Source organism: Nostoc sp., from assembly GCF_036917155.1.
Lineage (GTDB): Bacteria > Cyanobacteriota > Cyanobacteriia > Cyanobacteriales > Nostocaceae > Nostoc.
On sequence record NZ_JBALDZ010000016.1, the window covers coordinates 18653 to 44938 of the forward strand.

Genomic DNA, 26286 nt, shown 5'->3' on the forward strand with positions numbered 1-26286 from the left:
AGCTAAGAATAGCAAAAGCATTAACAGGTCTTATTTCCTACGGAAACAAGATATGTGAGAGGAGTTGGCTGTTTTACCTGAAAATACTAATGCATCAGTTACGATTTTTTGTAACTCTTTGAAGAAAGTAAAAACTGTCCAGATAGGGAATTTACTACCTGTTAAAGTTTGTGTGGTGTGTCGTTTGCAACTCAGCTTTCTCACAGGATATGTTGTAATTACCCTTATTTAGTAGGGTTTTTAAACTCAGTTAACTCAGCAATCAGCACGGGCTACACCCCGCTATGCTAACAGAATTCATCACTCTTCATCCCTTTTGTATTAATCTTCAGCGCGAGGCAAAGACATGAAAAATACCCAAGGAACAATCAAGGAATTACTCAACGATACAGCTTGTGTACATAACCAAAAAAAACTGCATGAGAACAAAAAACTGTCTTGCAATAAAGCAGCACAACCAGGTGCAACTCAAGGTAATTGTCCTTTTGATGGGGCGATGGTTTCTGTGGGAGCAATTACTAATGCGGCTCATGTAGTGCATGGCCCTGTTGCTTGCACTCATAACCCTTGGGCAACTCATGGTAGCCTCTCATCAGGTTCTCAACTACACCAAATTGGTTTTACTACTAACTTTAGTGAAAATAATGTTGTTTTTGGTGGCGAAAAGAAGCTGTACAAAGCTATTCTCGAAGTTGTTCAACGCTATAATCCTGCGGCTGTATTTGTCTACGCTACTTGTGTTACTGCTTTGATTGGTGACGATATAGATAGCGTCTGTAAAATGGCTGCAAAGAAAATCGGTATTCCGGTTATATATGTAGATGCACCGGGCTTTTTAGGTAGTAAAAATTTCGGGAACCGCATCGGCAATGAAACTTTATTGAAATATGTAATCGGAACGGCTGAACCAGAATTTACCACACCATTCGATATCAATATTGTTGGTGAATACAACGTTGCCGGTGAATTGTGGAATGTTTTAGCACTGTTCAAGAGATTGGGTATACGCGTTCTCTCCAAAATTACAGGTGATGCTCGCTATGAAGAAGTTTGCTATGCTCATCGTGCCAAGTTGAATGTAGTAATTTGCTCGAATGTAGCAGTGCAAATGGCACTCTCAATGCAAGAAGATTATGGAATTCCTTATATTGAAGAATCTTTCTATGGTGTGGAAAACCTCAATCATTGCTTGCGAAATGTTGCAGCAATATTAGGCGATAAATATCTTCAAGAACGTACAGAATGGTTGATTGCAGAAGAAACAGCAGCCCTAGATATCGCCTTAGCTCCCTACCGTTCTCAATTAAAAGGTAAGCGGATTATTCTTGCTAGTGGTGGTGTCAAAAGTTGGTCACTTATTTTAGCAGCTAAAGACTTGGGAATGGAAGTTATTGCCACTACTGACAAAAAGAGTACAGAGGAAGAGAAAGCTAAAATTAAGCAATTGCTTGGTGAAGATGGCATGGTTTTGGCCGATGGAACTCCCCCAGCATTACTCAAGGTACTCAAGAATACAAAAGCTGATGTGTTGATTGCTGGGGCTGGCAATCAATATACAGCACTGAAAGCACAAATTCCTTTTTTGGATATTAACCATGAACGTCATCATGCTTACGCTGGTTATGCGGGGTTAGTGGAAATGGCACGGGAATTGCATGAAGCCTTATATAGTCCTGTGTGGGAGCAAGTCAGAAAACCTGCTCCTTGGGATGAAAAAATTAGCTGTGGGGTATAAAAGAGCTAGTGAGTTGCGTTGCGCGACTTTTATCTATTAGATGCATGTTAGTGGGGGCAATTTATGAATTGCCCCTACCTGAAAATTAGGGTTTTGGTTATTGTTTGCGTAATATCAAGTTCGGGTGATTACTGATAATAAAATTTATCAATGTAGGTTGAGTTCAACGAAGTGAAACCCAACCCAAGCTTAGATATCTTGTTTACATCTACTCTAGCTATTTTATTGCAATTAAACGAATGGGCTGGCTATAGTCTATCAATTCTTTCAAAGGTTGCTCTAAGCTGAGACTGTGATAGTAGCGAGTGAGTTGATGGATAATGTAGCGATCCTCGCAATTTTTGAGTTCTAATACAGCCAATTGATTGTTTTTTGTTTTAGCGAGAATATCACAATACTCTCCCTTAATGCTCAATTGGCGTTTAAGGGGAATCAAATCTAAAGTACTTTCTAGGCAATCCCAAATAAAATCTTCTAGCAGATATTCTTGTGCAAACATCCAACCTTGTTCAGTTTTCCTCAGCACACTCTTAAATCCTCCGAATCATTTTCATCTTCAATAAGTTCCATTCCCATTGCAATTGGATCAAAATTTTTACTAAATTTAGTTTTATGATTGTAGTAAGAATATTTAATATTCACACAAGTAGATAATACTATATCTCGTAAGTCAGCATCCGAGAAATCTGCTTGTGGTGAGTCAAAATGGTGAAGCGTAGCTTGATGAAAATTGCTTCCACAAAAATTAGCTTGCGAAAATTTATCGGCTACATGAGATGAACGAAAATTATTTTTGGTAAAGTTTGATGCTGTGAAATCACCATTAATATTGTTAGTAGTTTGAAATTTTGCTTGTATAAAGTCTGAACCTCGACAAGAGGAGCTTTCTAAATTTGCCCTTCTTAAATCTGAATTGCTAAAGTTACATTGATCAAGCCTACAGCTATTTAAAATAGCTCCTTGTAGATTACAATTACTAAGATCAGATCCAGTTAGATCGACTTTGAGCGCATTTCCTCTACTAAGTATAATAGCTGTGAGATTAGAACCATTGAGAATAATTTCACGTAAATCAAGATATTTAATCTCTTTATCAATCATATTAACCGTCATCCCACGTAAGTCAGAACCAGAAAAATTACGATGTCCCTCTGCATAAAGTCTGAGCAAAGCTTCAAGTGTTCTGACTGATCGTGCAGCTTGCTGGTCTGAAAGTATGATAGTAGGAGTAAGTTCTTCTGTCATAAATTTTAAATTTATTGCCCCTGTTATTTAGATAGTTATTCATTTAATTAGTGCAGTACGGTAAGTTGCCGAATAGCACAAGGCATTATATAGATTTTTATTCATAATAATGCAGATAACTTTTCGTTTATAACCGATAAGTCTGAAAGAGTCGAGTATATTCTCCTCACGATCACTGGTTAATGGGGAGCATCTCACTTTTGCAAATATACCAGGCGATTAGAAATCGCGGCTACACAAACCTAGACGCTTTGCGGTTTCCCGCAGGGTAGTCCGCCTACGCGGACTCAAAGAATTTGAAACCCACGTTCGCGTAGCGTTCCGTTGGCGCAGCCTCTCATAGAGAAGGAAAGGTGGGTTTTGTCTGTATAGCCGCGAATTCCATTTGCTAGGGCCAGACATGTTTTTACAAAAATAAGATGCTCCCGGTTAATGCATTGATAGTGCCTTTGACTTAACAAAAAATTTCAACAAAGGTGAATATGGGGACATCTTGGGAACTATAGAAGTAAATAAAATTAGCATAGCTTCCAGCTTCCAGCAATGAAGATCCACTATCAATACGGTTCGGTTAAGGCAAGAGACGCGGTAAATCGCCGTCTCTACAATAGACATCTCCGAAAAACAATGTAGAGACGTAGCAGTGCTACGTCTCTACAAGGGTTATGGGTAAAGCATATTTAATTTCTGGAGATGTCTAATAATCAGGCTTGTCATCAAAAAACCTTATCCGAACCGTATTGGATCCACTATCTCCGCAAAGGAAAAGCTTTCCCATTACAGATTGTTCTTGTTGTTCCCTTCCTGATCCAAATTTTTGGAGCGGTTAGTTTAGTGGGTTATTTGTCCTTTAAAAATGGGCAAAGAGCAGTTAACGATCTAGCAGGACAGTTGATAGATCGCACAACTGAGGTAGTGGATGAACACCTAAAGTCTTATCTTTCCATTCCGCAAACCCTGAATCCTTACGCAGATGCTATACATAGGGGAATCTTGGATGTACGCGATCGCCAAACCCTTGGCAAATATTTCTGGGATCAGATGCAGGCTTATAACCTGACTTATAATTGATGCCTTGGAAGAAAATAATACTAAGTATATTTATCAGGAAATCAATGATAATCCCAGTCGAATTAAGATTCGCACATCGGTAGTTAATTCAACATGGGTAGAAGTAGCGATCGCTGATAATGGAGTTGGTATTTCTCAAGAATTTCAGCAACGAATATTCGATCCCTTTTTTATCACCAAACCCATTGGCAAAGGAACCGGAATGGGTATGTCCATCAGCTACCAAATCATCACAGAAAAACATGGCGGTAAACTGGAGTGCTTCTCAACTGCTGGAGAAGGAACCGAGTTTATCATTCAAATTACTCTCTGCTTGAAAGTTCATGAAATGGTTTAGCAAATTAGGAATTATTTTAATAATGCCTAGCCTTGACAGTGTAGAAATGCAATTGTCAAGTTATCTAAGTAGTAGTGTAGTAGTAGAATACACGAGGTTTGGGCGTTAACACACCACCAGTTGAACAGATACTTAAAGAGCAATGCTGTGCCCCTACGACAGATGTGGTTCAAATACATGAAAACTGCTGTAAGGTATACATTTTATAGATAAACATAGATAAACTCTAATTATGCCAATTATCTAGCATGGAATAGCTGTAATGTCAATTGATGAAGTTAAAAACCAACAAAATAATGATCTAGCTCAACCCGCTACAGGCTTAAGAGAAAGCCTAGTAAAGACAAAAGACAAGAAAAAATCTAAGAAATCCAAACGAATTTTTGATGGTAGTACTGAAGCTTTTGCCAAGAAAATTCCCAAAAAGACTTTTGAAACTGAACTAGAGCAACTCCAGATTGAGCTAGTCAAAATGCAATACTGGATTAAGCACGTCGGCTATCGGGTTGTCGTCATATTTGAAGGACGCGATGCTGCCGGCAAAGGAGGAGTAATTAAACGCATTGCCGATCCACTCAATCCTCGCGGCTGTCGTGTAGTTGCCCTGGGAACCCCCTCCGATCGCGAGAAAACTCAGTGGTATTTTCAGCGTTACGTGCAACATCTTCCGACAGCAGGCGAAATTGTCCTCTTCGATCGCAGTTGGTACAACCGAGCCGGAGTTGAACGGGTGATGGGTTTTTGTACCGAAGCAGAATATCAAGAATTCATGCAATCTTGCCCAGAATTTGAACGAATGCTGGTGCGATCGGGTATTGTTTTAATCAAGTACTGGTTCTCCGTCAGCGATGAAGAACAAGAAAAACGCTTTCTCTCTCGCAGTCACGATCCAGCAAGGCGCTGGAAACTCAGCCCAATGGATTTGGAATCACGCGATCGCTGGGTAGAATATTCCAAAGCCAAAGATACCATGTTTGCTTACACAAATATTCCCGAAGCCCCCTGGTTTACCATTGAAGCAGATGATAAAAAACGGGCGCGGCTCAACTGCATTCATCATTTGTTGAGCAAAGTTCCTTACGAAGATATGACACCTCCTCCCTTAGAACTTCCGTCTAGACCTGCGGCTGAGGATTATGTTCGCGCCCCCCGCAATGAGCAGTTTTTTGTGCCTCAAGTGTATTAAGCAACATCACTGAGTCAAAACTATGGCGTACAGCGATTTTACTCTAGAAAAAGTTTCGGCTGTTTTGGGAATCACTACCCAAGAAGCCGATCTATTTCCCAAGCTTGTACCTCTTTCTATTCCTTCGTGGTTAAATGAAACTTTAGGAAAGCGAACCCAATTAGCTCTGATTAGTGAAAAAGCTCGGAGCGAATTTATTATTGTACCAATTTTACTAGCTTGTCGCGATCTTAGCCAAGATAGCTTGGCTATTTTCTCTGGACAAAGACTTGACGTTGATCCTGCACAGGGCTTGATTGGGGAATGTGATTTTATTTTAGCAATGGCTCCACCTTTACCACCGTTGCGTAGCCCAATTATCACTGTTGTGGAAGCGAAGAAAAATGATGTTGAAGCTGGGTTAGGACAGTGCATCGCGCAAATGGTGGCAGCGGATTTATTCAATCGTTCATCTGGACAAACAGAAATACCTGTATATGGATGCGTGACAACAGGAGAAGTTTGGCAGTTTCTTCAACTTTCGCAAAAAGTGGCTTTGCTTGATAAGCAAAGATATTACTTGGATAATGTCGGAGCAATTTTGGCAATTGTGCAGACAATTGTTCAGCAATTCAGTAGTTAATTTGTGGATGTTGAGGAGCGTTGGCGTAGCCCGCCGTTCGCGGAGCGTCTCGTAGAGAAGGCATCACTAATAGCCAACAAACTCCCTCGCTAGTTTGCGGTCAATACACTCATCCAACAAGAGTTTCATGCTATGCCACCATGCTAGCAAACTGCTTTCCAGCCTCCTCAAGCAAGGCGATAACTTGCTCTTTAGTAACAGTCGGAAATCCATCCAAAAAGTCGTCGATGGATTCGCCTGCCTTGAGATAATCCAGAAGCGTCTGCACAGGAACCCTAGTTCCAGCAAAAACTATAGTACCGCCCATAATTTCAGGAGATGCGCTAATAATTGGGGAGTCTTTAAGCTCAAGCGGCACTGGAAAATAACTTACTTTTGATTCACAATGATCGTGACTTTGAAACTATTGCCCAAGTGCGATCGCTCCAACAACTACGTTTTCAAGCTTAAAGGAAACCAGGAGGACAACCAGGGCATCAGGGAAAAACACGTAAGGGTTTTGGTCGAGTAGATCGTTATGAAATATTACGTCCTACGGATTGTGTTTACTTTTGACATATAGCAGGTAGATTAATCCTGTTTTTACCGATCGCATCCTCCATCAGATCGCCTAACTTGATTCTCTATTAAAAGCGATCGCACCATTTAATCTAAAAAATCTTCATTTCAAATAGTCTTTCATTTTACAGTTTTTCTTTAAGCAAAATGCAAACAAAATCTAAAAACGAGACTGCATAAAAGTTATATTGTCTGGAGCATCAAAAAAGATTATTATCGGATAGCCCTAAAACTCGCATTTAGGCTAGAAATAGACTCTTTTTTCTACCACCGCGAAAAAACCTTGCATTATATGATGTTGAGGAGCGATCGCTAGGTTCGGAGTAATCCCAAGAGTGCATTTGACGGAAAGGAAGACCCATCTTTTGGAAGACGTACTTCTCTTTCACACCAGAAGCTACTAGGTCAGGCTTCAGCGCTTTGATAAATTCCTCGAATTCGTAAGCGGTAACGTCGTCATAAACGATGGTGCCGTTTTCGATATAGCCAGCAGTACGTTTGTAGTCATCGTTATGAGCGAACTCATAACCAGTACCTATCATCTTCATGCCCAAGTCTTGGAAAGCTGGGACAACGTGGCGAGGACGTAGACCACCAACCATGATGGCTACAGTCTTACCTTCCAAACGGGGGCGATACTTCTCAAGAATCACATCCATTGTGGGCTGATACTTGGCGATAACTTTCTCAGCGTTTGCTTGGATTGTTTCGTCAAACTTAGAAGCGATTTCCCGTAAAGATTCAGCAATCTTGGTGGGGCCGAAGAAATTATACTCAAGCCAGGGTATACGGTAGACTAAAACCTACAAAGCTTATATATCAACGGTTTTATAAATCTGCGTTCCAGGTGTCTTGTTTTTGTCTTAAAGCTTGTGATTTAAATATCCAAAACTCTAATGAAATGGTAATTTGATTTGCAAATTGTGGCTTAATGGGCGTGAAGTTTTAGCTGTATACCCAACAGAACTAGGAATCGAGCCTTAATCCTTAACTGGAGATGCAACAGTGGTGCATAAGTCAAAATTCGTTAGCGGATAACTTAAAGTAGTCCAGCAAATTTTTGCAATTGCTTGCATAGCAAAAGTCAAATTTTATACACTAGCTTCAAACACGAGTGTATTTGGTATGGAAGCACTGGGAAGGCGGATAAGCGAAAATGGGATACTGCACCTAATGGACGGAGAAAAGCCTGATCAAGAAACTTGGTTTACTTTGTGCGGTCGTAAGATTCGCGCTGCTCACGCTCTACCGTTGCAAAAATTTGATGCTGGTGAGAACTGCTGTAGAGTCTGCGTTCGGATGCAACGCGGTAATGAGTTGCTGCACTCTCGACTAGCGCCAGTTGGTTAAGAATTTTGGCTGAATTTCAGTTATTTTTGTGCAACAATGCAATTTCCGTTCAGTGAATTGCACCAACTTCCGGCCAACTTCTGCACGGAAGTTTTATTTTTTGAGGTGAAGTTACTGTAAGGCTTGAGCGTTGGCGCTTTTTGGAGGTAACTTCAAAACTTCTGAGCTTCCAAGCTGCCTCAAAGTTTAGAACTTTCGCCTATTCGTTTTGTGTGTCGTGGCTTAATGGGTGATTAAGCGTATGGCACTAGCTATGCACAGGCTGCAATATTAGCTCTAAATTAGCTAGTCAAACCTATAGGTTTCAGGGAAGATTCTGCCGAGGTTTCAAAAAAATTTACTTTGCTGCCTATGAGCGACATACGACAGCGCATAGAAAATGCACAGCACGTTATCTGCTGTTGCTATGGTTACAGCCATGAATTTCTAGCTCGTTCTGTATTTTGTGCCATTTTACTTTTCAAGCAATTAATCTGTAAATCAAACGTAGCAACACTTTTAGCTTGTTCTTTTCTACGGAAATATATATATTTCCACAAGTTTTTAGCGAGGCTTAGATTTTTACCAGAGGTTTATATTGTTTTAGTAACTAAATTTAGAGTTGATTGACTTGCACGTTAAGTTGAACCGTCGGTTGCGATCGCTCTAGGTGGCTCTGCAACTCAATGAAGGTTTGGTTTATTTCGGGGCAGTGCTAGCCCCCAGTGGGGCGGCTGGTTTCCACACTGTCTTTCGGTTCTTTGTAAAGTTGCAATATTAGCGTGTATTTAAATTCGGAAACCTATAGGTTTCCTAAACTATTAGCGTGTATTTAAAAAAGGGTAAATTTTGTTGGTTAGGAGCGACACATAATAGCACAGCAAACAAGGTCTGAGGGTTCCGAAATTTTATAACTTGTTTTCAACTGTATGGAGGTCTGATGAATATTTCAGGGATGAAGATGTTCGTCAGGTTTTTTTAGCTCGAAAACGGGTTATATGAGTCAATGGGTTTATTTGCGCGTTAAGTTGAGTAGTTCTGCAACTCAATGAATGGTTTTGGTTTATTTCTTGGGCAGGGCTAGCCCCCAGTGGGGCGGCTGCACCATCGCGGCTTGAACCGTTGAACCGACCCTTTGAACCGTTGAACCGACCCTTTGAACCACTGAACCAACCAACTGACGGGGAACGTAGCGATTTTGGCAATGGTTCTGAACCACGGTTCAGAACTTTGAACTGAACCAAACCGAGAGGAGACAGCCAAGAAAGCGATTCTGAACCACGGTTCAGTCCTTTGAACTGAACCAAACACGAATCGCCGCAACACAAACACAGAAAGCTGTATCGCTCCTTGTAGCAGTTTCCTCAGCCCTAAAGGATTAAGCCTCAATCGGGAGCAGTGCAATCGCGTTACGGACAATTTACGGTAGCTTTCAGCGATCGCCCGACGTTTTTGTACGCAATCGGCGGCGGCGGGTCTTGCCTCTGCACGTTGCGCTAACTTCCAACTTCAACTTTAGATATAGACTTCTATATAGCAATTATCTAGTGAAATGAAAAAATCATAGAAGTTGAACTTGAATAAAAGATTTTCTGTCCACTTAAATAACCCCTAATTCCCCGTATCCGTCACTCGCCTTATTCAGTAAGACTTCCGACCCGTCACCTCACCCGTCACCGACCCGTCACCACCCGTTACCAACCCGTCACCACCCGTTACCAACCCGTCACCACCCATAACCTCACCGATCACCGACCCGTAACCCCACGCGTCAGTCGTCACCTTACTAGACAAGAGATATACTTTAGCTATACTTTAATTCACAAAAAAACAACCCCTGCACTAAGCTAGAGGCTGTCTATGTATTATCTATTTGCTGTTTTTGACTAGGCTAGGATTGTCCTGTATTTTCCTGATTCTCAGCACTCAATTCACTAATAAACGCCGCAATTGCTTTACCTGCCGGGGAGTCCTTGCCCGCCTTCAGCTTGCTGAGCGTGCGATCGCGGACGGGATCATACTGGTATTCGTCTATAAGCTTATTAATTTCGTCTAGAACATCTGTTACTTGTTCAAGCCTTTTGTCTACTTCTTCCAAGCGTCCGTCAATCTCTTGTTTGTGAACCTGTACTTGGCCAAGTTTATTCAGTTCTTCTGCTTTGCTCAAGCGTTCTTCCGCCTGCTTAAAGCGAGCATTTACTTTTTTTATCCATCCCTCAAGATATTTATCCCACTTGCTTATAAGCTCTTGTACCTTCCCTACAGTAAATTCTTCTGTTACTTTGCTGTCTATGGCGTTATCTGCGGGGTTGATCTGAATTTCTTCTAGTGATGCTTTTAAACGAGCGTCTATCATCTCTTCTATCTGCTCTAGGGGCTTAATCCCCATTTGATTGAGACATGATTGAATACGCTCGTCTACCAATTTGCTTACATTATCTAGCTCTAAATTCACAGCAGGGGCGGTAGAGGCTAGCTGCATTCGGTCGGCAACCATTCGCAATCGCTGTTCTATCGAGTCTAACCTGTTTAATCGTTCGTCTATATTGTTTGGAACTGTAACTGGTTCAGTGTTGGACAAAGGATCGCTAGCTATATACGAACGGACAAGCTTTAACAGCATTGCCGACGCATTACTGCTGTCTTGAGTTGCCTTCGACTTAAACTCCTCCCATTCGTCAGGGTCTATACGGAAAGTTGCTAAAACCTTATCTGACATTGACCTTAGTATTTGATTAACTATAGTAAGTATATCTTGTATATAGCAATTATCTAGTGAAATGAAAAAATCATAGAAGTTGAACTTGAACAAAAGATTTTCTGTCTACTTAAATAACCCTTAATTTATCATATCCGTCACTTGCCTTATGTAGCAACACTTCTGACCCGTCACCTCACCCGTCACCCACCCGTCACCTCACCCGTCACCCACCCGTCACCTCACCCGTCACCACCCGTCACCGACCCGTCACCGACCCGTCACCTCACCCATCACCACCCGTCAACCACCTGTCACCCTACTCGTCACTCGTCACTTTACTAGACAATAGCTATATAAAAGTCTGTATATCATCCGTTAATGAAACTGACAGATGGAGTGACGGGTCAGCAACAGATAGAAGTATAGCTAAAGTATATTTATTGTCTAGTAAGGTGACGACTGACGCGTGGGGTTACGGGTCGGTGATCGGTGAGGTTATGGGTGGTGACGAGTGGTGACGGGTTGGTGACGGGTGGTGACGGGTGAGGTGACGGGTCGGTGACGGGTCGGTGACGGGTGAGGTGACGGGTCAGAAGTGTTGCTACATAAGGCAAGTGACGGATATGATAAATTAAGGGTTATTTAAGTAGACAGAAAATCTTTTGTTCAAGTTCAACTTCTATGATTTTTTCATTTCACTAGATAATTGCTATATACAAGTCTATATATCATCCGTTAATGAAACTGACAGATGGAGTGACGGGTCAGCAACAGATAAAAGTATAGCTAAGGTATATCTATTGTCTAGTAAGGTGACGACTGACGTGTGGGGTTACGGGTCGGTGACGGGTCGGTGACGGGTTGGTGACGGGTGGTGACGGGTCGGTGACGGGTGGTGACGGGTGAGGTGACGGGTCGGTGACGGGTGAGGTGACGGGTCAGAAGTATTGCTACATAAGGTAAGTGACGGATAAGGGGAATTAGGGGTTATTTAAGTAGACAGAAAATCTTTTGTTCAAGTTCAACTTCTATGATTTTTTCATTTCACTAGATAATTGCTATATACAAGTCTATATATCATCCATTGTTAACCTGCTATGTTGATCCCTCAATTCACAAAAAACAACCCCTTAGCTAAACTAGGGGCTGTCCATACACATCTGTTTGCTTCGCTAACCCTTTAGGTGACAAGGCCAGCGAATCAATCATTAATTACATCGGCTCTAGTTCCCAGTCTCAAGTACCTTTTGGGAAAACAAAGATTCGCTAACCTTTTGAGATAGTGCTAATCAACTTGTGCATAGCTCTTAAAGTTAGTTCCAACTCGTCCCTATGCGGTTCTGAAAGCTTTAGGTAGCAATCGGTAAGCAGCGCAATAGAGTCTGCGGACTCAATGCGCTCAATTTCTAAAAGCTGCTGGTAATACTGAATAACGTTCCATTCATCCAGGGCGCGTATCATCATCGCAGCCAGAGAATCATTACCTTCATCCGCAGTAAAAACAGGTACAGTACCATTGCTGTCGGTCTGCGCTTGTTGCATAATTTGTATTGCCTCCTTAGTGGCTTGAACAACTTGTAAGGGGGAAGTCGTGCCAGGGGGAGAGGTGTAAACTCTCTCACTGGGGCGCATTCAAGCGCTGACTTCATTTGTCGTATCAGGTGGGTACTAGGGGAGCGAAACGACGCTACGATTTACTCGCTGCAACCAAAGTTTACTACTGTCCACAGCTTTGTCTACGACTAGTTTAAGCTGATTACTGAAGATTGTCAACGACACCGTAGACAAAGCTGTGGACAAATGACTATGGTTGACCTACTATGTAAACCATAGTGTACACAGACAGTCTACAAATGCGTAGCAATATAATTTCATTTCGCTTCGACGATACTGAATTAGAAGCACTGCAAACTTTCCAGATTCCAGAAGATAAATCTCCTAATCAAACAGCAGCAAGATTGCTGAGGGGAATGTTGGCAGGGATTATAGAACAGTCTACAGCTTCGTCTACACCTGTAGACATCGAAGAATTCAAGCAGCAAGTAGAAGCAAGCCTAACTGAAGTGCGATCGCAACTAGAAGCGAGTTTTAGTGAAGTGCGATCACAACTGGAGGAACTGCGGGGAAAATCGAAAGCCCGGTAGTAGAGGATAATAGAACTACCGGGCAGCCAAGCAACATTGAGTCAACTGTAGCGAACAGTGAAACCATCGACCAGTTACAGTCGCAAGTCAAAAGCCTGGAGAACGAAAACCAGCCACTCAGTCAACAGCTACAGACAGCAGGTGCATCCCTGCAACCAGACTATGAAGCAATCCGCGATCGCGCTCTTGCCAAGCTGAAAATGGGTAAGCAATCAACCGCAGGTAGAGTGATTGACGCTTTTATCAAGGAACTAAAGCACGGTTTATAGTCAACTTATGCACGGTTTCAACTCGGTTCCAACCCGTCTACAGTTGACCTACACCCCAACAACAGACGGTGACAAGTGCGCCTTGTGTGCCACGATTGACGGTAATAAGAGCGGTTACACTGCCTCGATCAACGGTGACAAGTGCGGTTACAGTGCGGGTTGAGTGCGTCTACACTCTCTACGGGTGTAGACGAAACTGTAGGAGGGTAAAACTCGCTCTGGATGCCGTTTTTAGCAACTGTAGACAATTTTTTGACTGGCTATTTTTTAACAAAAATTCCCAAAAAATAGCCATTTTTATCTAATATATTGCCCAAAAATGTATCGGCGCTAGTTTAACAGTTTCAGAAGCTAAACAGATAGAGATGCACCTCTGCTAATAAACCACACTTTGCAGTGAGTTAACTAGACAAAACCTCACTGATTTGATGCCGTGCCAGAGCTTGCCTGAGATATTCCACCTCAGCCCTTAGTCGTGCATTCTCCTGTATCAACATATCCATGTCATCCTTTTTATCTACTGCCTGCTTAATTACCTTCCTCCGGTTCTCCAAGCTGAACCACTTCTGATAAATCTCAGTGTGAATCTCTACAGAATGCCCCAAATTGTCAGCAGCAGCTTTAATTGGAATGCCCATCATGTGCGCTCGAATCGCCCAAGCGTGGCGTAAGTCATAGGGCGTAAACGGAATATTTACGCGCCTAAACCATGATGAACAGTTAACCCGAATATTGTTGATATCTGTAAAACTAGTTCTGTCATCAGTTTGAGCTTTCAAAAGTTCCAAATACTCTACGTTTTTTAAATCAAACAAGTAAACCCATTCAGGATGTAGCGGTAAAGCTTCTCTATAACCAGTCTTAGTATCTGGGTGAACCTTCCATGTATTATCTTTATTTTCAGGACTCAACCACCAACCAATTTCAGGGTTTACAAACAGTTCTCTTGGGCGTAGTCCATAAGTAGCAAGCATTCCATATACCCATTCCCACATCTTCCAACTGTCCAAACAACTCTTTTTGATTGTTAGGCTTCTAGTCAAAGAATAATGATGAAAAGATTCCTGATATTTGATGATATCCTCATCACTGGGAATGTCCCTAGCCTGACTTTTGGGTTGTGTAGCTTTAAAGTGTTCGAGAGTGAAACTAGTTAAATTAAGAGTTGCTTTTAAAACTTTCAGCGATTTAACGGCGCTGTATTTGGCAGAGTCTCCCGTCAACTCTGCAAATCTTTTATCAATCTCCGATTGAGTCAATAAAGTATCTAGCCCAATCAATCGCCGTAAATACTCCTTGTAATAGAAAAAGGTGTGTTTGCTTTTTTCTGTTAATTTGCGTGTTTTGAAATACTCAGTTTCAAACTCTTCTAAAACATCACCAAGGGTTTGGGATCTGTTGCTGACCTTAGCGATTTTACCCAGATATTTGTCAGTCCATTCAAACTGTTTACGGGCGAGCAGCTTGCCTAGCTCGTTTGCCTCTTCCTCTGCTGTTCTCAACCCGTCCAAGCTTGTAGGGATGTTTAGCGAAATCTTGTACTGCTTAAAACCAGTTCCTTTCGTGTCGCGATCGCCCGGCTTGATTGGTAGAGATGCTTGCAATTGGATAGTATCCCGTGCCACGACCAAACCCACTTTGACCTTAGCGGCTTTTAGACGGGCCCTAGTGTCTGCCAAACCTTTCTCAAACTTGCGTTCCAGATGCTGCCGAGTAGCCTTCATGTGTTTCTGCGTTCCTAGATAGCTGCCATCGGTAGATGCTGGTGGAGTGAAATCCTCAAAAACGTCCTGTCCCTTGCTTTTCATTGTGTCTTAAATGTGTCTTAAAATTTAGTCCATTTAGAACAATGTTTAAATTGAGCAAAGTCAGATGTGGACTAAATCTTGGTATCACAAGATATTAAATCATACTTTGTACAGGGTATACCATAAGCTTCTTCCATGTGACGGCTGATGTAGTTCATCGACCGGTAACAGTGGATGAGGTTCATCTTCACATTGGGGGTCATCAACATTTCGTTGATGGTGCCATCACCTGACCACTGAGCGACTACGCGCAAGCCGAGTTCTTCTAACAGGATGCGGCTAGCCCAAGCATCACCACCGATGTTGTAGTCACCAATGATGGCTACATCATAAGGAGTACCTTCAAACTGAAGTGTTCCGTCTTTCTTAGCTTGGTCGGATCTGGTGAAAACCCAGTCACGAACCATGTCGTTAGCGATGTGGTGTCCTAAAGATTGGGAAACACCCCGGAAGCCTTCGCAACGAACGGGTACAACTGGCTTGCCAATTTCTTTCGATGTCTTCCGAGCAACTGCTTCGATGTCGTCCCCAATTAGACCGATGGGGCATTCAGATTGAATGGAAACACCACGGTTGAGGGGGAAAAGTACATCAAGTTCTTGGATGAGCTTGACAAGTTTCTTGTCACCACCAAAAACGATATCTCTTTCTTGGAAGTCAGAGGTGAAGTGCATGGTACCAAAGGTATCAATACCTGTGGTGCCGATGTAGTAGTTACGACGACCAGACCAAGACCAGTAACCGCAACCTACAGGCCCGTGGCTAATGTGGATCATGTCCTTAATAGGGCCCCAAACCACACCTTTAGAACCGGCGTAAGCACAACCACGAGCGGTCATTACCCCAGGCAGGGATTTGATGTTAGACTTAACGCCGCAATCGGACTTACCTTCTTCGTATACGTTTAAGTGCTTTTCGCGCTTTTTAGCAGCTTTTTCAGGATAAGCACTGAGAACTTCTTTAATTAGTTCTTTTCTTTCTTCGATGATGTTTTTGTTTTCTGGAGGAGTCATACTTAGTCTCTGTGAGTCTTAAGGATGGGGGTATAGGGGGACTAGGAGTCCCCTCTAAGGTTAGGGGGGATGTAAGGGGGAGAGTAAAAGGTAAAAGGGAAGATATGAAACTCTTCCTTTTTCCTTGTGCTAAAGCGTTATTTCTTAGCAGCGAATTATACTACGGGAGCTTCAGCAGCACTCTTACCAACCAGCATTGCAGTATTTTCGTCGCTTTCGAGAATACCGAATTCAATCAACAATTCTTCTAGTTCTTCCATTTCGATGGGTGTAGGAATAGCTAGATTCTTGTTGTCGATGATCTTGGTAGCCAATGTCCGGTATTCGTTAGCTTGGTTGCTTTCTGGTGCGTACTCGTTAACAGTCATCCGGCGCAATTCTGCGTGTTGAACGATGTTGTCACGGGGTACGAAGTGAATCATTTGGGTGTTCAACCGTTTTGCCAAGGTTTCGATCAATTCGATTTCTCGGTCTGTGTTACGGCTGTTACAAATCAAACCACCCAAACGCACGCCACCGGTGTGAGCATACTTAAGAACACCACGAGCGATGTTGTTAGCAGCATACATCGCCATCATTTCACCTGATGTTACGATGTAGATTTCTTGTGCCTTGCCTTCACGGATAGGCATTGCGAAACCACCACACACAACGTCACCTAATACGTCGTAAGATACGAAGTCTAGGTTTTGGTAAGCACCATTTTCTTCTAAGAAGTTGATGGCGGTGATAATACCACGACCGGCGCAACCTACACCGGGTTCTGGCCCACCAGATTCTACGCAACGAACGTCACGGAAACCGGTTAGCATTACTTCTTCGAGTTCGATATCTTCTACTGCACCACGTTCTGCGGCGAGGTGAAGAACAGTTGTTTGAGCCTTGCTGTGCAGCATCAAACGAGTGGAGTCAGCTTTAGGATCGCAACCAACGATCAGAATGCGTTGGCCCATTTCTGCCATAGCTGCCAAGGTGTTTTGGGAGGTGGTAGATTTACCGATACCGCCCTTACCGTAGAAAGCTATCTGTCTAATCTTTTCTTCTGTCATTGTTCGTGTTTCCCTGCAATTGGTTGGTTGGTGGGTCTTTTTCGTTTGTCTTTGGGCTACTCACGCTTGTTGAGCTACAGCAGTGAGGGGATGTAGAACGTCACCGGTGGCGATCGCTCCACAGCTAAAATGATCGAAAGCAAGTACATATATTTCCTGGTTAAATTTTTTTCTTTTTGTCCTTTGTCCTTTGTCATTTGTTTTGACAAAGAACAAAGAAAATTACGCAATTTACAAATACGTCATAATGTGTTTCAACTGTAAAGAGTAAGTAGGATTTGACTTAGCTATTTGTCAACAATCAATGAGTCAGTCCTATTACTTGTTCAAAATAGCGCCCTTTACATTTGTGACGCGCTCTAGTGCAGCTTTGGTGTCTTCTGGTGACACTCCCCGCACAGCCATCGCTTCACTCAGGTGTTTGGCGATCGCATCGAAGTGTGGTTGTTGTAAATTCATTCCAGCGTGGGTTTTGTCCATTGGACGACCTGCGTATTGCTTTGGCCCTTCAAAAATTTGAGATAAGAAGGCAACTAGATGATTACGTTGCTTGGTCATATCTATACCAGCAAAAAACTGGTTGAGAGTACTATCGGCTGCAATGCGTTTGTGGAGTTCATCTACTGTTTGCTCAATAGCTGGTTGTCCGCCAATGTTGTCGTACAATGTACTCATATTCTGTTCCTTTGAAGCGAGTTAGATGATGAAATTCGCAAGTAGGCGCTTAATCTATGCAGCCTATATGCTGTTAGCCGTGATAGTGATAGGACTGATACCAATTCGTAATTCGTAATACCTTGGGGGGAGCGATCCTTCGGGTGTCTACGTAATTCGTAAAAAAGATAAGTTAGATTTGAATCTGTATCTTTCTTTTGGCGAATTGGGATGAAGCATTGAGTGGAGACAATGATTCAATTCAAATCCTACTTTCTGTTCCTGGCTGAATGCATATTAGGGCGTATTTGTAGAATACGTTAAGTCCTACAGCAATTCCTAAACTGCTTCGACTACAAGGCTCTTGCTGACACGATCTTGTAATCTGGCTTCGATCGCAATTTTCAGAGTTGCTGTACTACTAGAACAGGAACCGCAAGCACCTTGCAGTACAACTTTAACGCGATCGCCTTCGACATCATAGAGTTCTACATCTCCCCCGTCTGCAATGAGTACGGGTCTGACTTCTTCATCGAGAACTTTTTGAATTAGAGCAATCTTTTGGACGTTTGTTAGTGCTCGCTCTTTAGACGTAACAATTTCTGTGGCAACTTTTACGCCGTAATTGTTGAGAGCAGGTGAGGCGTATTCCTGTTGAACTGATCTAATAATATCATCAATGTTTGCCAGACAGGAACCGCATCCGCCACCAGCTTTCACATAATTTGTTACTTGTTCAGCATCCGTGAGATGATTTTCTAAAATCACGCGGCGAATCTTAGATTCGCTGATGCCAAAGCAACTGCAAACTAATGCGCCTTCATCATCATCATCGTGGGTAGCTAGAGGTATGCCACGATAATTATAGATAGCGGCTTCTAGGGCTTCTTGTCCCATGACAGAGCAATGCATCTTTGCTTCTGGTAAACCACCCAGGTAATCTGCAATGTCTCTGTTGGAGACTTTTAGGGCTTCATCTAAGGTTAAACCTTTGATCATTTCGGTTAATGCACTAGAAGATGCGATCGCACTAGTACAACCAAAGGTTTGAAAGCGAGCATCTAGAATCTTATCAGATTTTACTTCTACTTTGAGGTGCAATCTCAGAGCATCGCCGCAAGCAATGCTACCGATTTCACCCGTTGCAACCTTAACTCCAACTTCGTCCGTTTCTTCGATTGCTCCCTGATTTTTGGGATCGTAAAACAGTTCTAATACTTTATCGGTGTAGTCCCACATAACTTTTATTAGTTAAGAGTGATGAGTTAGGAGTGATGAGTTATGAGCAAGAGTGAGGAGTGATGAGTTATGAAATGATTAATAGTCAGCCAAAGCTACTTCTTAACTTCTAACTCCTAACTCCTAACTCCCAGCAATGCTTGCTCTTGTTCTTGCAGCCAACCCGCGTCATCATTTTTGAAGGGTGAGAGGGCGCGTAAACGTTCTACAATACTGGGCATTACCTCTATCACTCGATCGATTTCGGCAACGGTTGTGTAGCGACAAAGACTGAAGCGAATGGAACCGTGCAAAGTTGTGTAGGGTAAGCCCATTGCCCGAAGAACATGGGAAGGTTCCAGAGAACCGGAGGTGCAAGCAGAACCGGAAGATGCACAGATACCGTATTTGTTCAAGGATAGTAAGATAGCTTCACCTTCAATATACTTGAAGCCGATATTTGTGGTGTTTGGCAATCTCTGCGTTATGTCACCATTAACTACACAATCGGGAATTTTAGCGAGTAAAGTTTGTTCGAGGCGATCGCGCAGCTTTCTTTCTTTTGCGATCGCTTCTTCTAAGTGTAACAGTTCTAGTTCCGCAGCTTTGCCCAAGGCGATAATTGCTGGAACATTCTCTGTTCCCGCCCTCCGTCCGCGTTCTTGGTGTCCCCCAATCATAAAGGGACGGAACCGAACCCCGCGCCGGATATATAAAGCACCAATTCCTTTCGGCCCGTGCAACTTGTGACCAGATAAGGTTAACATATCCACGGTGCTAGTCTTCATATTTAAGGGGATTTTTCCCACTGCTTGCACCGCATCTACATGGAAGATAGCGCCAGATTCTTTGACGCGCAACCCAATTTGCTCAATCGGGAAAATCGTGCCAGTTTCATTGTTAGCATACATAATAGTCACCAGGGCGGTGTTACCCGTCAAGGAAGCTTCTAGTTCATCTAGATCCAGCTGCCCTTGATGATTTACTGATAAATAGGTGACAGTGTAACCTTGGGTTTCTAATTGTTTGCAGACATTGAGTACTGCTGGATGTTCAACTTGGGTGGTGATGATGTGTCGCTTTTCTGGTTGCGCCAACAGTGCGGCTCGAATCGCCGCGTTATCTCCCTCAGTTCCACAACTTGTGTAGACAATTTCTGACTCATCGGCTCCCAGAATGGCTGCAAGTTGTTCTCTTGCTGTTCTCACTGCTTTACCGACTTGCCCACCAAAGGTATGCATACTGGAGGGATTGCCGTAATAATCTGTGAGGTAAGGTAACATTACCTCTATAACTTCTGGGTCTACCTTAGTGGTAGCATTATTATCAAGATAGATGCAGTTATTTTGCATTGTTGTCTTCAATTAAGAATTACGAATTATTTAAGCTTCAGATACCACTGATTGGGATTGACGCTTTTGCAACTGTTCGGAGTATTTCTGAGAATAGCTTTTAAACCAACGTTCCCAGTAATCTTGTTTATTTGTTAATTTAGCAACTACATGATTGTAATTGGCAAACCAGCCTTCCCAGTAATCATTAGGCTGCTTAACGCAACCGTCGCAGGTGGGACAACCAGCTTTACACTGAGGCATGGTATGAATGCTACCAACGCAGTTTGTACAAAGTTCAGGGTCAATCCAGTGCTGTCCGTCAACCACTTTAATTGCATTTGTCGGACATACCGTTAGACAGAGATTGCAGGAAATACACTGGCTAGTAAGAATTTTGTAAGCCATGATTTATTCTCCTTTTGGGGATTGGGTACTGGGGATTGGGTACTGGGGATTGGGTACTGGGTACTGGGTAATGGGTAATGGATACTGGGAAAATTCTTCCTTAATTCCCAGTCCCTAGTCCCCAGTCCCTAATCCCCTGTCCCTATTCCTAATTCCCTAATTCCTTAACGTATTGCTCGTAGAACTCCAAAGCAACCTTCTCAATCACGTCGTAAGCTTCAACAGTCTGTATTCCGGCTTGTTGCAATTTCTCTTGAGGACTGTTACCAATCTTGGAGACTAAAACTGCTTTGCAATCTGCGATCGCTTTCATAATATACTCAAAGGAAGCTTCTTCGCCGTATCCACCTTGGCAGTATTGGTCAATTTTGCGATGACCGATAAAGCGAACTTCGTTCCCACCCACTTCGTAAATTTGGAATTCTTTCGCATGACCGAAGTGTTGGTTAACTAATCCGCCGCCTTTGGTTGCTACTGCAACGAGAACTTTCGGACTATTGGCAATTTTCTTACTGGCTAGCGCCTTATCTTTGGCTACCTTAAGTTCTTCTTTAAACTTCTCAATTCCTTCGTGAACAGTAGCGCGTTGTTCCATGTCATATTCGGGAGCCATTTCCAAGAATTTCTCTTTGGAAAATTCCTGGCTGCGGTCTTCTCCCAACAATCCGACTGCATCGGCACGACACTGGCGACAGTGGCGCATCATTTTCATGTTACCAGAGCAGTTGTCCTGAACTTCTTTCAGTTCTTTGGGTGTGGGGCCGCGTTGACCGATTAAACCGAAGTGTGTGCCATGTTCTGGTGCAGAAATCAATGGCATGATGTTGTGCAAGAATGCACCTTTCTCACGAATGACTCGATTCACTTCGACTAAGTGATGGTCATTAATTCCGGGAATCATTACAGAGTTAACTTTACACAAGATGTCAGCATCTTTCAGGGCTTGCAATCCTTCCATCTGTCTTTCGTGGAGGATTCTCGCGCCTTCAATGCCTCTATAACGCTTGCGTCTGTAGTGAACCCAAGGATAAATTTTAGCACCGATCTCTGGATCTACCATGTTAATGGTGATCGTCACGTGATCTATATTTAATTGTTTAATGCGATCGATGTAATCTGGCAGCATTAAACCATTAGTTGATAAGCACAGCTTAATATCTGGTGCTTGTGCTGCAATCAACTCAAATGTGCGGAAAGTTTTTTCTGGATTCGCCAGAGGGTCGCCAGGGCCGGCAATTCCCACAACTGTCATTTGGGGAATCTTACCACCAATGACCAAAGCTTTATGTGCAGCTTCTTCTGGTGTTAGCAATTCGCTAACTACTCCAGGACGGCTTTCGTTAGCGCAATCATATTTGCGGTTGCAATAGTTGCATTGGATGTTGCAAGCTGGAGCAACTGCAACGTGCATCCGGGCGTAGTGGTGATGAGCGTCTTCGCTGTAGCAGGGATGTTTAGCAATGCGTTCTTGGAGCTTTTCGTCTCTTTCCACGGTGGCGCTGCTGTTGCTGTCGCAGCCGCAACCACCGGATTTTGCTTGGGTTGGCGATTCCGTAGCGTTAGAGTTGAGGAGTCGTGTAGACGGTGATGTCATTGAATTTCGCAAAAGGTCGGTGGACTTGGCTGCCACTGTGGGAGATGCTGTTGCTACTCTTTCATGCCCAGAATTGAAGTCGCGTCTTCCACACTACCTGCAAACCCTTGGGTTCGGGCGACTTGTTTGCAAGTCAGGCAGGCAATAGATATCTGATGTTCGGCTGGTGTGTGTCAACGTTCGGTTCTTGGGTAGAATTGGTGCTTACAGCCGCGACTTCTCTTCACTTCAGGCATGGTGCTATGTCATCCCTCCACTCACTTTTCGCTTCGTTTTGTTTCAGAGCGTTAAGTGATTGGCGATATAAGATTTATAGCAGCCATCTCCCAGCCAGATATTGCGTCTCTCTAGGATAGAATTTATTGGATTTATTACTCTTGTACTCAAACAATAAGAACCCTAATTCTGCAAGCATTACAAGAATTAAAAAAGTTTTTTTCAGGTAGGGGTTCTAGTATTTTTTGGTTGGGGTTCTAGTGTTTATAGATAGGGGTTCAGGATTTCTTTGTACTCAGCTAAAACCCAATTCCAGCAAGAACTTTAACTAACTTAAAACTGGGTTTGGGTTGTTTAAATGTGTACTCAGATTGCCCTCAAGTTCCGTCAAAAGCAATCAATGTCAAGGGTTTGAGGGTGAAAAACTGGAGTAGTTCACATCGTTCTACTCCAGAAACGTGCGAAATTCAATTCTGTATCTAACATATCATTTTTTTGAGGGTAAAAATGCAATTCATATTTTTTTAATTTTTGCTTTGACAAGTATATTCAATTGTGGTTGTAAGTCTTGTCTGATCGGCGATATGAGGTAATGAAAATAGGTGTGTTGCTGCATATCATTTTCAAAAAACTTAACTTTTAACTCTTTTTTTCATTCCCACAATGAGGAGGTGGGTAGGAAACTGTGGGATTTTGTGTTTGAGAGAAACAACAAACTATAATCTAACATGATTGAGCGATCGCAATGAATTTTCTGAATTGCTCACTACAAACCTTAACGAAAAACCTAATCCCCTAACCTCCAACTCGTCGCGGGAAGGGGTAAAATTCAAAGTCTCTCTCCTTCTAGGAGAGAGATTTAGAGAGAGGTTTTACCTCAGCACGGGCTAAACGCCCCGCTACCGCTAACGGAACTCGGAACTCAGCACTTTTCATCGATACCGTGAAAAATCAGAGTGTCATTTAGCTACAATCAGACCAACCGTGAAAAAATCTGAGTTATGATAGCCATCCCCCAAGAGCCGCCAAAAATGACCGTTGAGGAATACCTGGAATGGGAACCTCAGCAAGACATTCGCTACGAATATGCCAATGGCGAAGTATTTGCCATGACAGGCGGTACAATCCCCCATAACGACATTGCACTAAACTTGTACACTGCCTTACGCCCTCATTTACATTCCAGAGGTTGTCGAGTGAATGTGTCAGATGTGAAAATGCAACTCACTCCCCAGAGTCGCTACTATTATCCTGATGTTATTGTCAGTTGCGACCCTCAAGACCTCAATGCCCGCAAATTTATTCAACATCCCCAGCTGATTGCTGAAGTTCTTTCGCCAGGTACAAGCGCTAAAGATCGGGGTGAAAAATTCACTTATTATTTGACAATCCCCAGTTTGCAAGAATATATCTTGATTGACTCGGAACAAATCTCCGTTGAGCGTTACTGTCGGGGTGAGGGTAGGATGTGGCTTTACTATCCCTACACGGCTGGAGATATCGTCACTCTATCGAGCATTGAATTTGAATGCCCAATTGAATTGCTGTATGAAGGTGTTGTATTTAGCACTGAAGAATAAAGAGAATGTTCCGTGTTAACTTTTAAAGAGCGATGTCTACGACGGGCTGCGCCTACGCACCTTAAGCAACTGCATAGCCTGTGTAGGGTCTTAACTCCGGTGGACGAAACCGATTTCTCAGCAAAAGTTTGCCGATGGGTTCTTCAAACAAATCATCAAAAACTCTGTTAGGTACTGCAAGATATAGCACTCGTTCTGGCTCCGATTCAATCAATATATCCTGATATAAAATATACTGACCCAACGCTTTTTCTAAATCATCAACATCCGATCTACCGCTAAAACTTTTAATCTCAACTGCAATTTTAGATTCTGCTTTTTGCGTCGCTAACAGTTGTCTAGTACCTAAATCAATATACAAATCTTTTTTACCAAATTTAAGAGTCAGTGGGTCATGAGTAATTATCTATTTATCTTTAATCAAAGCATTTTTGACACTATTATGGTATGTGTCTCTAGCTAGCATACAGGTGTAGTTTTAGACTGATATTTATATTTTAGGAGCGCCTAGCATCTTCGTTAAGTGTTATGCGTAGACATCGCTACACTGTAGTCATAAGCTATCTAAGTTCATTCACGAAAACAGGGTAGTAGGAGGAATACAATGAAAGCAGTGCTTATTCATCAGTATGGTGCGACTGAAGTTTTGCACTATGAAGATGTGGAACAGCCGAAAATTGAGCCAACTCAGTTACTTGTGAAAGTTCGTGCTAGTAGCGTCAATCCTATTGATTGGAAAATCCGCAAAGGGATGTTGAGTTTGATTATCGGCAGTAAATTTCCGAAGATTCTGGGATTTGATGTGGCGGGAGAAGTCGTAGAGGTTGGCTCTGGGGTTACGCGCTTTAAACCGGGAGATGCTATTTACGGCAGTACTAGCTTCCCTGGAGGAGGTTATGCCGAATTTGCCGCTATCCCCGAAAACTTGGCGACGCTCAAACCAACGAATTTATCTTATGAAGAAGCTGCGGCTGTGCCTTTAGCAGCGCTCACGGCTCTGCAAGCAGTGCGAAATCAGGGAAATATTCAAACAGGACAAACTGTGTTGATTAATGGCGCTGCGGGTGGTGTAGGGATTTTTGCGGTGCAAATTGCTAAGGCTTTAGGGGCAGTGGTGACGGGAGTTAGCAGTACTAAAAACTTGGATTTGGTGAAATCTTTGGGAGCAGATCGCGTGATTGATTATACGCAGCAAGATTTTGCCGAAGATACAGCCCAGTATGACATTATCTTTGATGCAGTGGGTAAGCGATCGCTCTCAGAAATCAAAAGAGTTCTCAAACCCAACGGAGTTTATATCACCACCGTACCCAGCCCGAAAGTCTTCTTAGAGATCGTCTTAACAGCGTTCCTTCCGGGTCAAAAAGCCAAATCGGTGTTTGAAAAGCCTAACGCCAAGGATTTGGTTTATCTGAAAGAATTGATTGAATCCGGTAAAATTCGTGTGGTGATTGATCGCACATATCCCTTACAAGAACTAGCGGTGGCTCATAGTTATAGCGAAACTGGGCGTGCAGTGGGGAAAATTGCGATCGCAGTTTCCAGTTGATTGCGAGTAAAGCTCTGCAAGTCAGCCGAAATGATGTTATTCAAAGCATCGCTACCTCTGGAGTGAGGCTTTGGTTCAAAAGGCAGACTTGCAGATACTGGTGAATGAGCGTTAACAGTCAACAGACTAAAAAAGCGGCACAGATGGCTTGTGAGGTGAGTAAGTAGGTGGGACAGAGGAACATCCCAAATTGTCTTTGCAAATTTGGTACTACTTGACCTCTATAAACGATATTATGTTATCCAAGTCATTTCCAACGTAACTATAATCACCAGCACTAAACTCACGGCATAGACCACCAGTTTCATTTTGGCACACACGTACCACTGTATTTGGTGGTACACTTAATGAACTAATAGTGTCATTACCAACAATATTTAAGTCACCTTCGTTAGCTTTGTATACTCCTGGAGTTGTCGGAAAAGATTGGGAAACTCCACCAAAATTCGGATCTCTATAGACCTTAACTTGTGGTGACGGCGTGGAGGAAGGTTTAACCTCGATAAACGATATTATGTTATCCAAGTCATTTCCAACATAACTATAATCACCAGCACTAAACTCACGGCATAGTCCACCAGTTTCATTTTGGCACACACGTACCACTGTATTTGGTGGTACACTTAATGAACTAATAGTGTCATTACCAACAATATTTAAGTCACCTTC

The 26286-nt window shown here is 42.8% G+C and carries 23 protein-coding genes and 3 pseudogenes; 9 read left to right on the forward strand and 17 right to left on the reverse strand.

Annotated features, from left to right (window positions below; genetic code table 11):
- Positions 1–346 precede the first annotated feature (346 nt).
- Positions 347–1735 (forward strand): nitrogenase iron-molybdenum cofactor biosynthesis protein NifE, encoded by a 1389-nt coding sequence (gene nifE, locus V7K67_RS02180; RefSeq protein ID WP_334732684.1) that lies wholly within the window; start codon positions 347–349, stop codon positions 1733–1735.
- A 217-nt stretch (positions 1736–1952) separates the two neighbouring features.
- On the opposite strand, the gene V7K67_RS02185 is transcribed toward nifE, so the two are convergent.
- Both V7K67_RS02185 and V7K67_RS02190 read right to left on the reverse strand, forming a co-directional pair.
- Positions 1953–2261: a hypothetical protein gene (locus V7K67_RS02185; RefSeq protein ID WP_334732685.1), complete on the reverse strand. Its 309-nt coding sequence runs from the start codon at positions 2259–2261 to the stop codon at positions 1953–1955.
- The gene (locus V7K67_RS02190; protein WP_335165094.1) at positions 2255–2980 is read right to left on the reverse strand and encodes a pentapeptide repeat-containing protein; all 726 of its coding nucleotides are present in this window, start codon (positions 2978–2980) and stop codon (positions 2255–2257) included. Before V7K67_RS02190 ends, V7K67_RS02185 begins: the two co-directional genes overlap by 7 nt.
- A 693-nt stretch (positions 2981–3673) precedes the next feature.
- Here V7K67_RS02190 and V7K67_RS02195 point away from each other — a divergent pair.
- From V7K67_RS02195 to V7K67_RS02210, 4 genes are all read left to right on the forward strand, one after another.
- Positions 3674–4051 carry a hypothetical protein gene (locus V7K67_RS02195; protein WP_334732687.1) on the forward strand — a complete coding sequence of 126 codons (378 nt, stop codon included), beginning with the start codon at positions 3674–3676 and terminating at the stop codon, positions 4049–4051.
- Between the two features lie 4 nt (positions 4052–4055).
- Entirely contained in the window at positions 4056–4388 is a 333-nt protein-coding gene (locus tag V7K67_RS02200) for a sensor histidine kinase (protein WP_334732688.1), read from the forward strand.
- 262 nt (positions 4389–4650) lie between these two features.
- A complete protein-coding gene (gene ppk2 / locus V7K67_RS02205; RefSeq protein ID WP_334732689.1) occupies positions 4651–5574 on the forward strand; it encodes a polyphosphate kinase 2 in 924 nt (307 codons plus the stop codon).
- 22 nt (positions 5575–5596) lie between these two features.
- Positions 5597–6196, forward strand: a complete 600-nt coding sequence (locus V7K67_RS02210; RefSeq protein WP_334732690.1) for a hypothetical protein — start codon at positions 5597–5599, stop codon at positions 6194–6196.
- 130 nt (positions 6197–6326) lie between these two features.
- Here the strand turns inward: V7K67_RS02210 and V7K67_RS02215 are convergent, their stop codons facing one another.
- Both V7K67_RS02215 and V7K67_RS02220 read right to left on the reverse strand, forming a co-directional pair.
- Positions 6327–6554 (reverse strand): DUF433 domain-containing protein, encoded by a 228-nt coding sequence (locus V7K67_RS02215; RefSeq protein ID WP_334732691.1) that lies wholly within the window; start codon positions 6552–6554, stop codon positions 6327–6329.
- Positions 6555–6993: 439 nt separating this feature from the next.
- Positions 6994–7548: pseudogene (locus tag V7K67_RS02220) on the reverse strand (nitrogenase component 1); the annotation flags it as partial.
- Positions 7549–7927: 379 nt separating this feature from the next.
- On the opposite strand from V7K67_RS02220, the gene V7K67_RS02225 reads away from it, so the two are divergent.
- Positions 7928–8104 carry a hypothetical protein gene (locus V7K67_RS02225; protein ID WP_335165097.1) on the forward strand — a complete coding sequence of 59 codons (177 nt, stop codon included), beginning with the start codon at positions 7928–7930 and terminating at the stop codon, positions 8102–8104.
- A gap of 947 nt (positions 8105–9051) precedes the next feature.
- Here the strand turns inward: V7K67_RS02225 and V7K67_RS02230 are convergent.
- From V7K67_RS02230 to V7K67_RS02240, 3 genes are all read right to left on the reverse strand, one after another.
- The gene (locus tag V7K67_RS02230) at positions 9052–9390 is read right to left on the reverse strand and encodes a hypothetical protein (RefSeq protein WP_335165099.1); all 339 of its coding nucleotides are present in this window, start codon (positions 9388–9390) and stop codon (positions 9052–9054) included.
- Between the two features lie 584 nt (positions 9391–9974).
- Entirely contained in the window at positions 9975–10802 is an 828-nt protein-coding gene (locus V7K67_RS02235; RefSeq protein WP_335165101.1) for a hypothetical protein, read from the reverse strand.
- A 1248-nt stretch (positions 10803–12050) separates the two neighbouring features.
- Complete coding sequence (locus V7K67_RS02240; RefSeq protein WP_335165103.1) at positions 12051–12326, reverse strand: hypothetical protein; 276 nt, start codon at positions 12324–12326, stop codon at positions 12051–12053.
- Positions 12327–12637: 311 nt separating this feature from the next.
- Here V7K67_RS02240 and V7K67_RS02245 point away from each other — a divergent pair, with 311 nt between their 5' ends.
- The gene (locus V7K67_RS02245; protein ID WP_335165105.1) at positions 12638–12928 is read left to right on the forward strand and encodes a hypothetical protein; all 291 of its coding nucleotides are present in this window, start codon (positions 12638–12640) and stop codon (positions 12926–12928) included.
- Positions 12929–13598: 670 nt separating this feature from the next.
- Here V7K67_RS02245 and V7K67_RS02250 read toward each other — a convergent pair.
- The 8 genes and pseudogenes from V7K67_RS02250 to nifB all read right to left on the reverse strand — a co-directional run bounded on the left by V7K67_RS02250 (position 13599) and on the right by nifB (position 22272).
- Positions 13599–15005 carry a site-specific integrase gene (locus V7K67_RS02250; protein ID WP_335165107.1) on the reverse strand — a complete coding sequence of 469 codons (1407 nt, stop codon included), beginning with the start codon at positions 15003–15005 and terminating at the stop codon, positions 13599–13601.
- A gap of 74 nt (positions 15006–15079) precedes the next feature.
- Positions 15080–16018, reverse strand: a pseudogene (locus V7K67_RS02255) (nitrogenase component 1); the annotation flags it as partial.
- Positions 16019–16173: 155 nt separating this feature from the next.
- On the reverse strand, positions 16174–17067 hold the full coding sequence (nifH, locus tag V7K67_RS02260; protein WP_334733371.1) for a nitrogenase iron protein: 894 nt from the start codon (positions 17065–17067) through the stop codon (positions 16174–16176).
- Between the two features lie 318 nt (positions 17068–17385).
- Positions 17386–17742, reverse strand: coding sequence for a globin domain-containing protein (locus tag V7K67_RS02265; RefSeq protein WP_334733373.1), 357 nt, complete (start codon positions 17740–17742; stop codon positions 17386–17388).
- Between the two features lie 318 nt (positions 17743–18060).
- On the reverse strand, positions 18061–18960 hold the full coding sequence (gene nifU, locus V7K67_RS02270; RefSeq protein WP_334733374.1) for a Fe-S cluster assembly protein NifU: 900 nt from the start codon (positions 18958–18960) through the stop codon (positions 18061–18063).
- A 116-nt stretch (positions 18961–19076) separates the two neighbouring features.
- Complete coding sequence (gene nifS, locus V7K67_RS02275; protein ID WP_334733375.1) at positions 19077–20291, reverse strand: cysteine desulfurase NifS; 1215 nt, start codon at positions 20289–20291, stop codon at positions 19077–19079.
- A gap of 30 nt (positions 20292–20321) precedes the next feature.
- Positions 20322–20678, reverse strand: coding sequence for a 4Fe-4S binding protein (locus V7K67_RS02280; protein ID WP_335165110.1), 357 nt, complete (start codon positions 20676–20678; stop codon positions 20322–20324).
- 148 nt (positions 20679–20826) lie between these two features.
- A complete protein-coding gene (gene nifB, locus V7K67_RS02285) occupies positions 20827–22272 on the reverse strand; it encodes a nitrogenase cofactor biosynthesis protein NifB (RefSeq protein WP_334733377.1) in 1446 nt (481 codons plus the stop codon).
- 1217 nt (positions 22273–23489) lie between these two features.
- On the opposite strand from nifB, the gene V7K67_RS02290 reads away from it, so the two are divergent.
- Positions 23490–24068: a Uma2 family endonuclease gene (locus tag V7K67_RS02290; protein WP_334733378.1), complete on the forward strand. Its 579-nt coding sequence runs from the start codon at positions 23490–23492 to the stop codon at positions 24066–24068.
- A 61-nt stretch (positions 24069–24129) separates the two neighbouring features.
- Here V7K67_RS02290 and V7K67_RS02295 read toward each other — a convergent pair whose 3' ends face one another.
- Positions 24130–24474, reverse strand: a complete 345-nt coding sequence (locus tag V7K67_RS02295) for an element excision factor XisH family protein (protein ID WP_335165114.1) — start codon at positions 24472–24474, stop codon at positions 24130–24132.
- Between the two features lie 198 nt (positions 24475–24672).
- Here V7K67_RS02295 and V7K67_RS02300 point away from each other — a divergent pair, with 198 nt between their 5' ends.
- Entirely contained in the window at positions 24673–25617 is a 945-nt protein-coding gene (locus V7K67_RS02300; RefSeq protein ID WP_335165112.1) for an NAD(P)-dependent alcohol dehydrogenase, read from the forward strand.
- Positions 25618–25827: 210 nt separating this feature from the next.
- Here V7K67_RS02300 and V7K67_RS02305 read toward each other — a convergent pair.
- Positions 25828–26286: pseudogene (locus V7K67_RS02305) on the reverse strand (hypothetical protein); the annotation flags it as partial.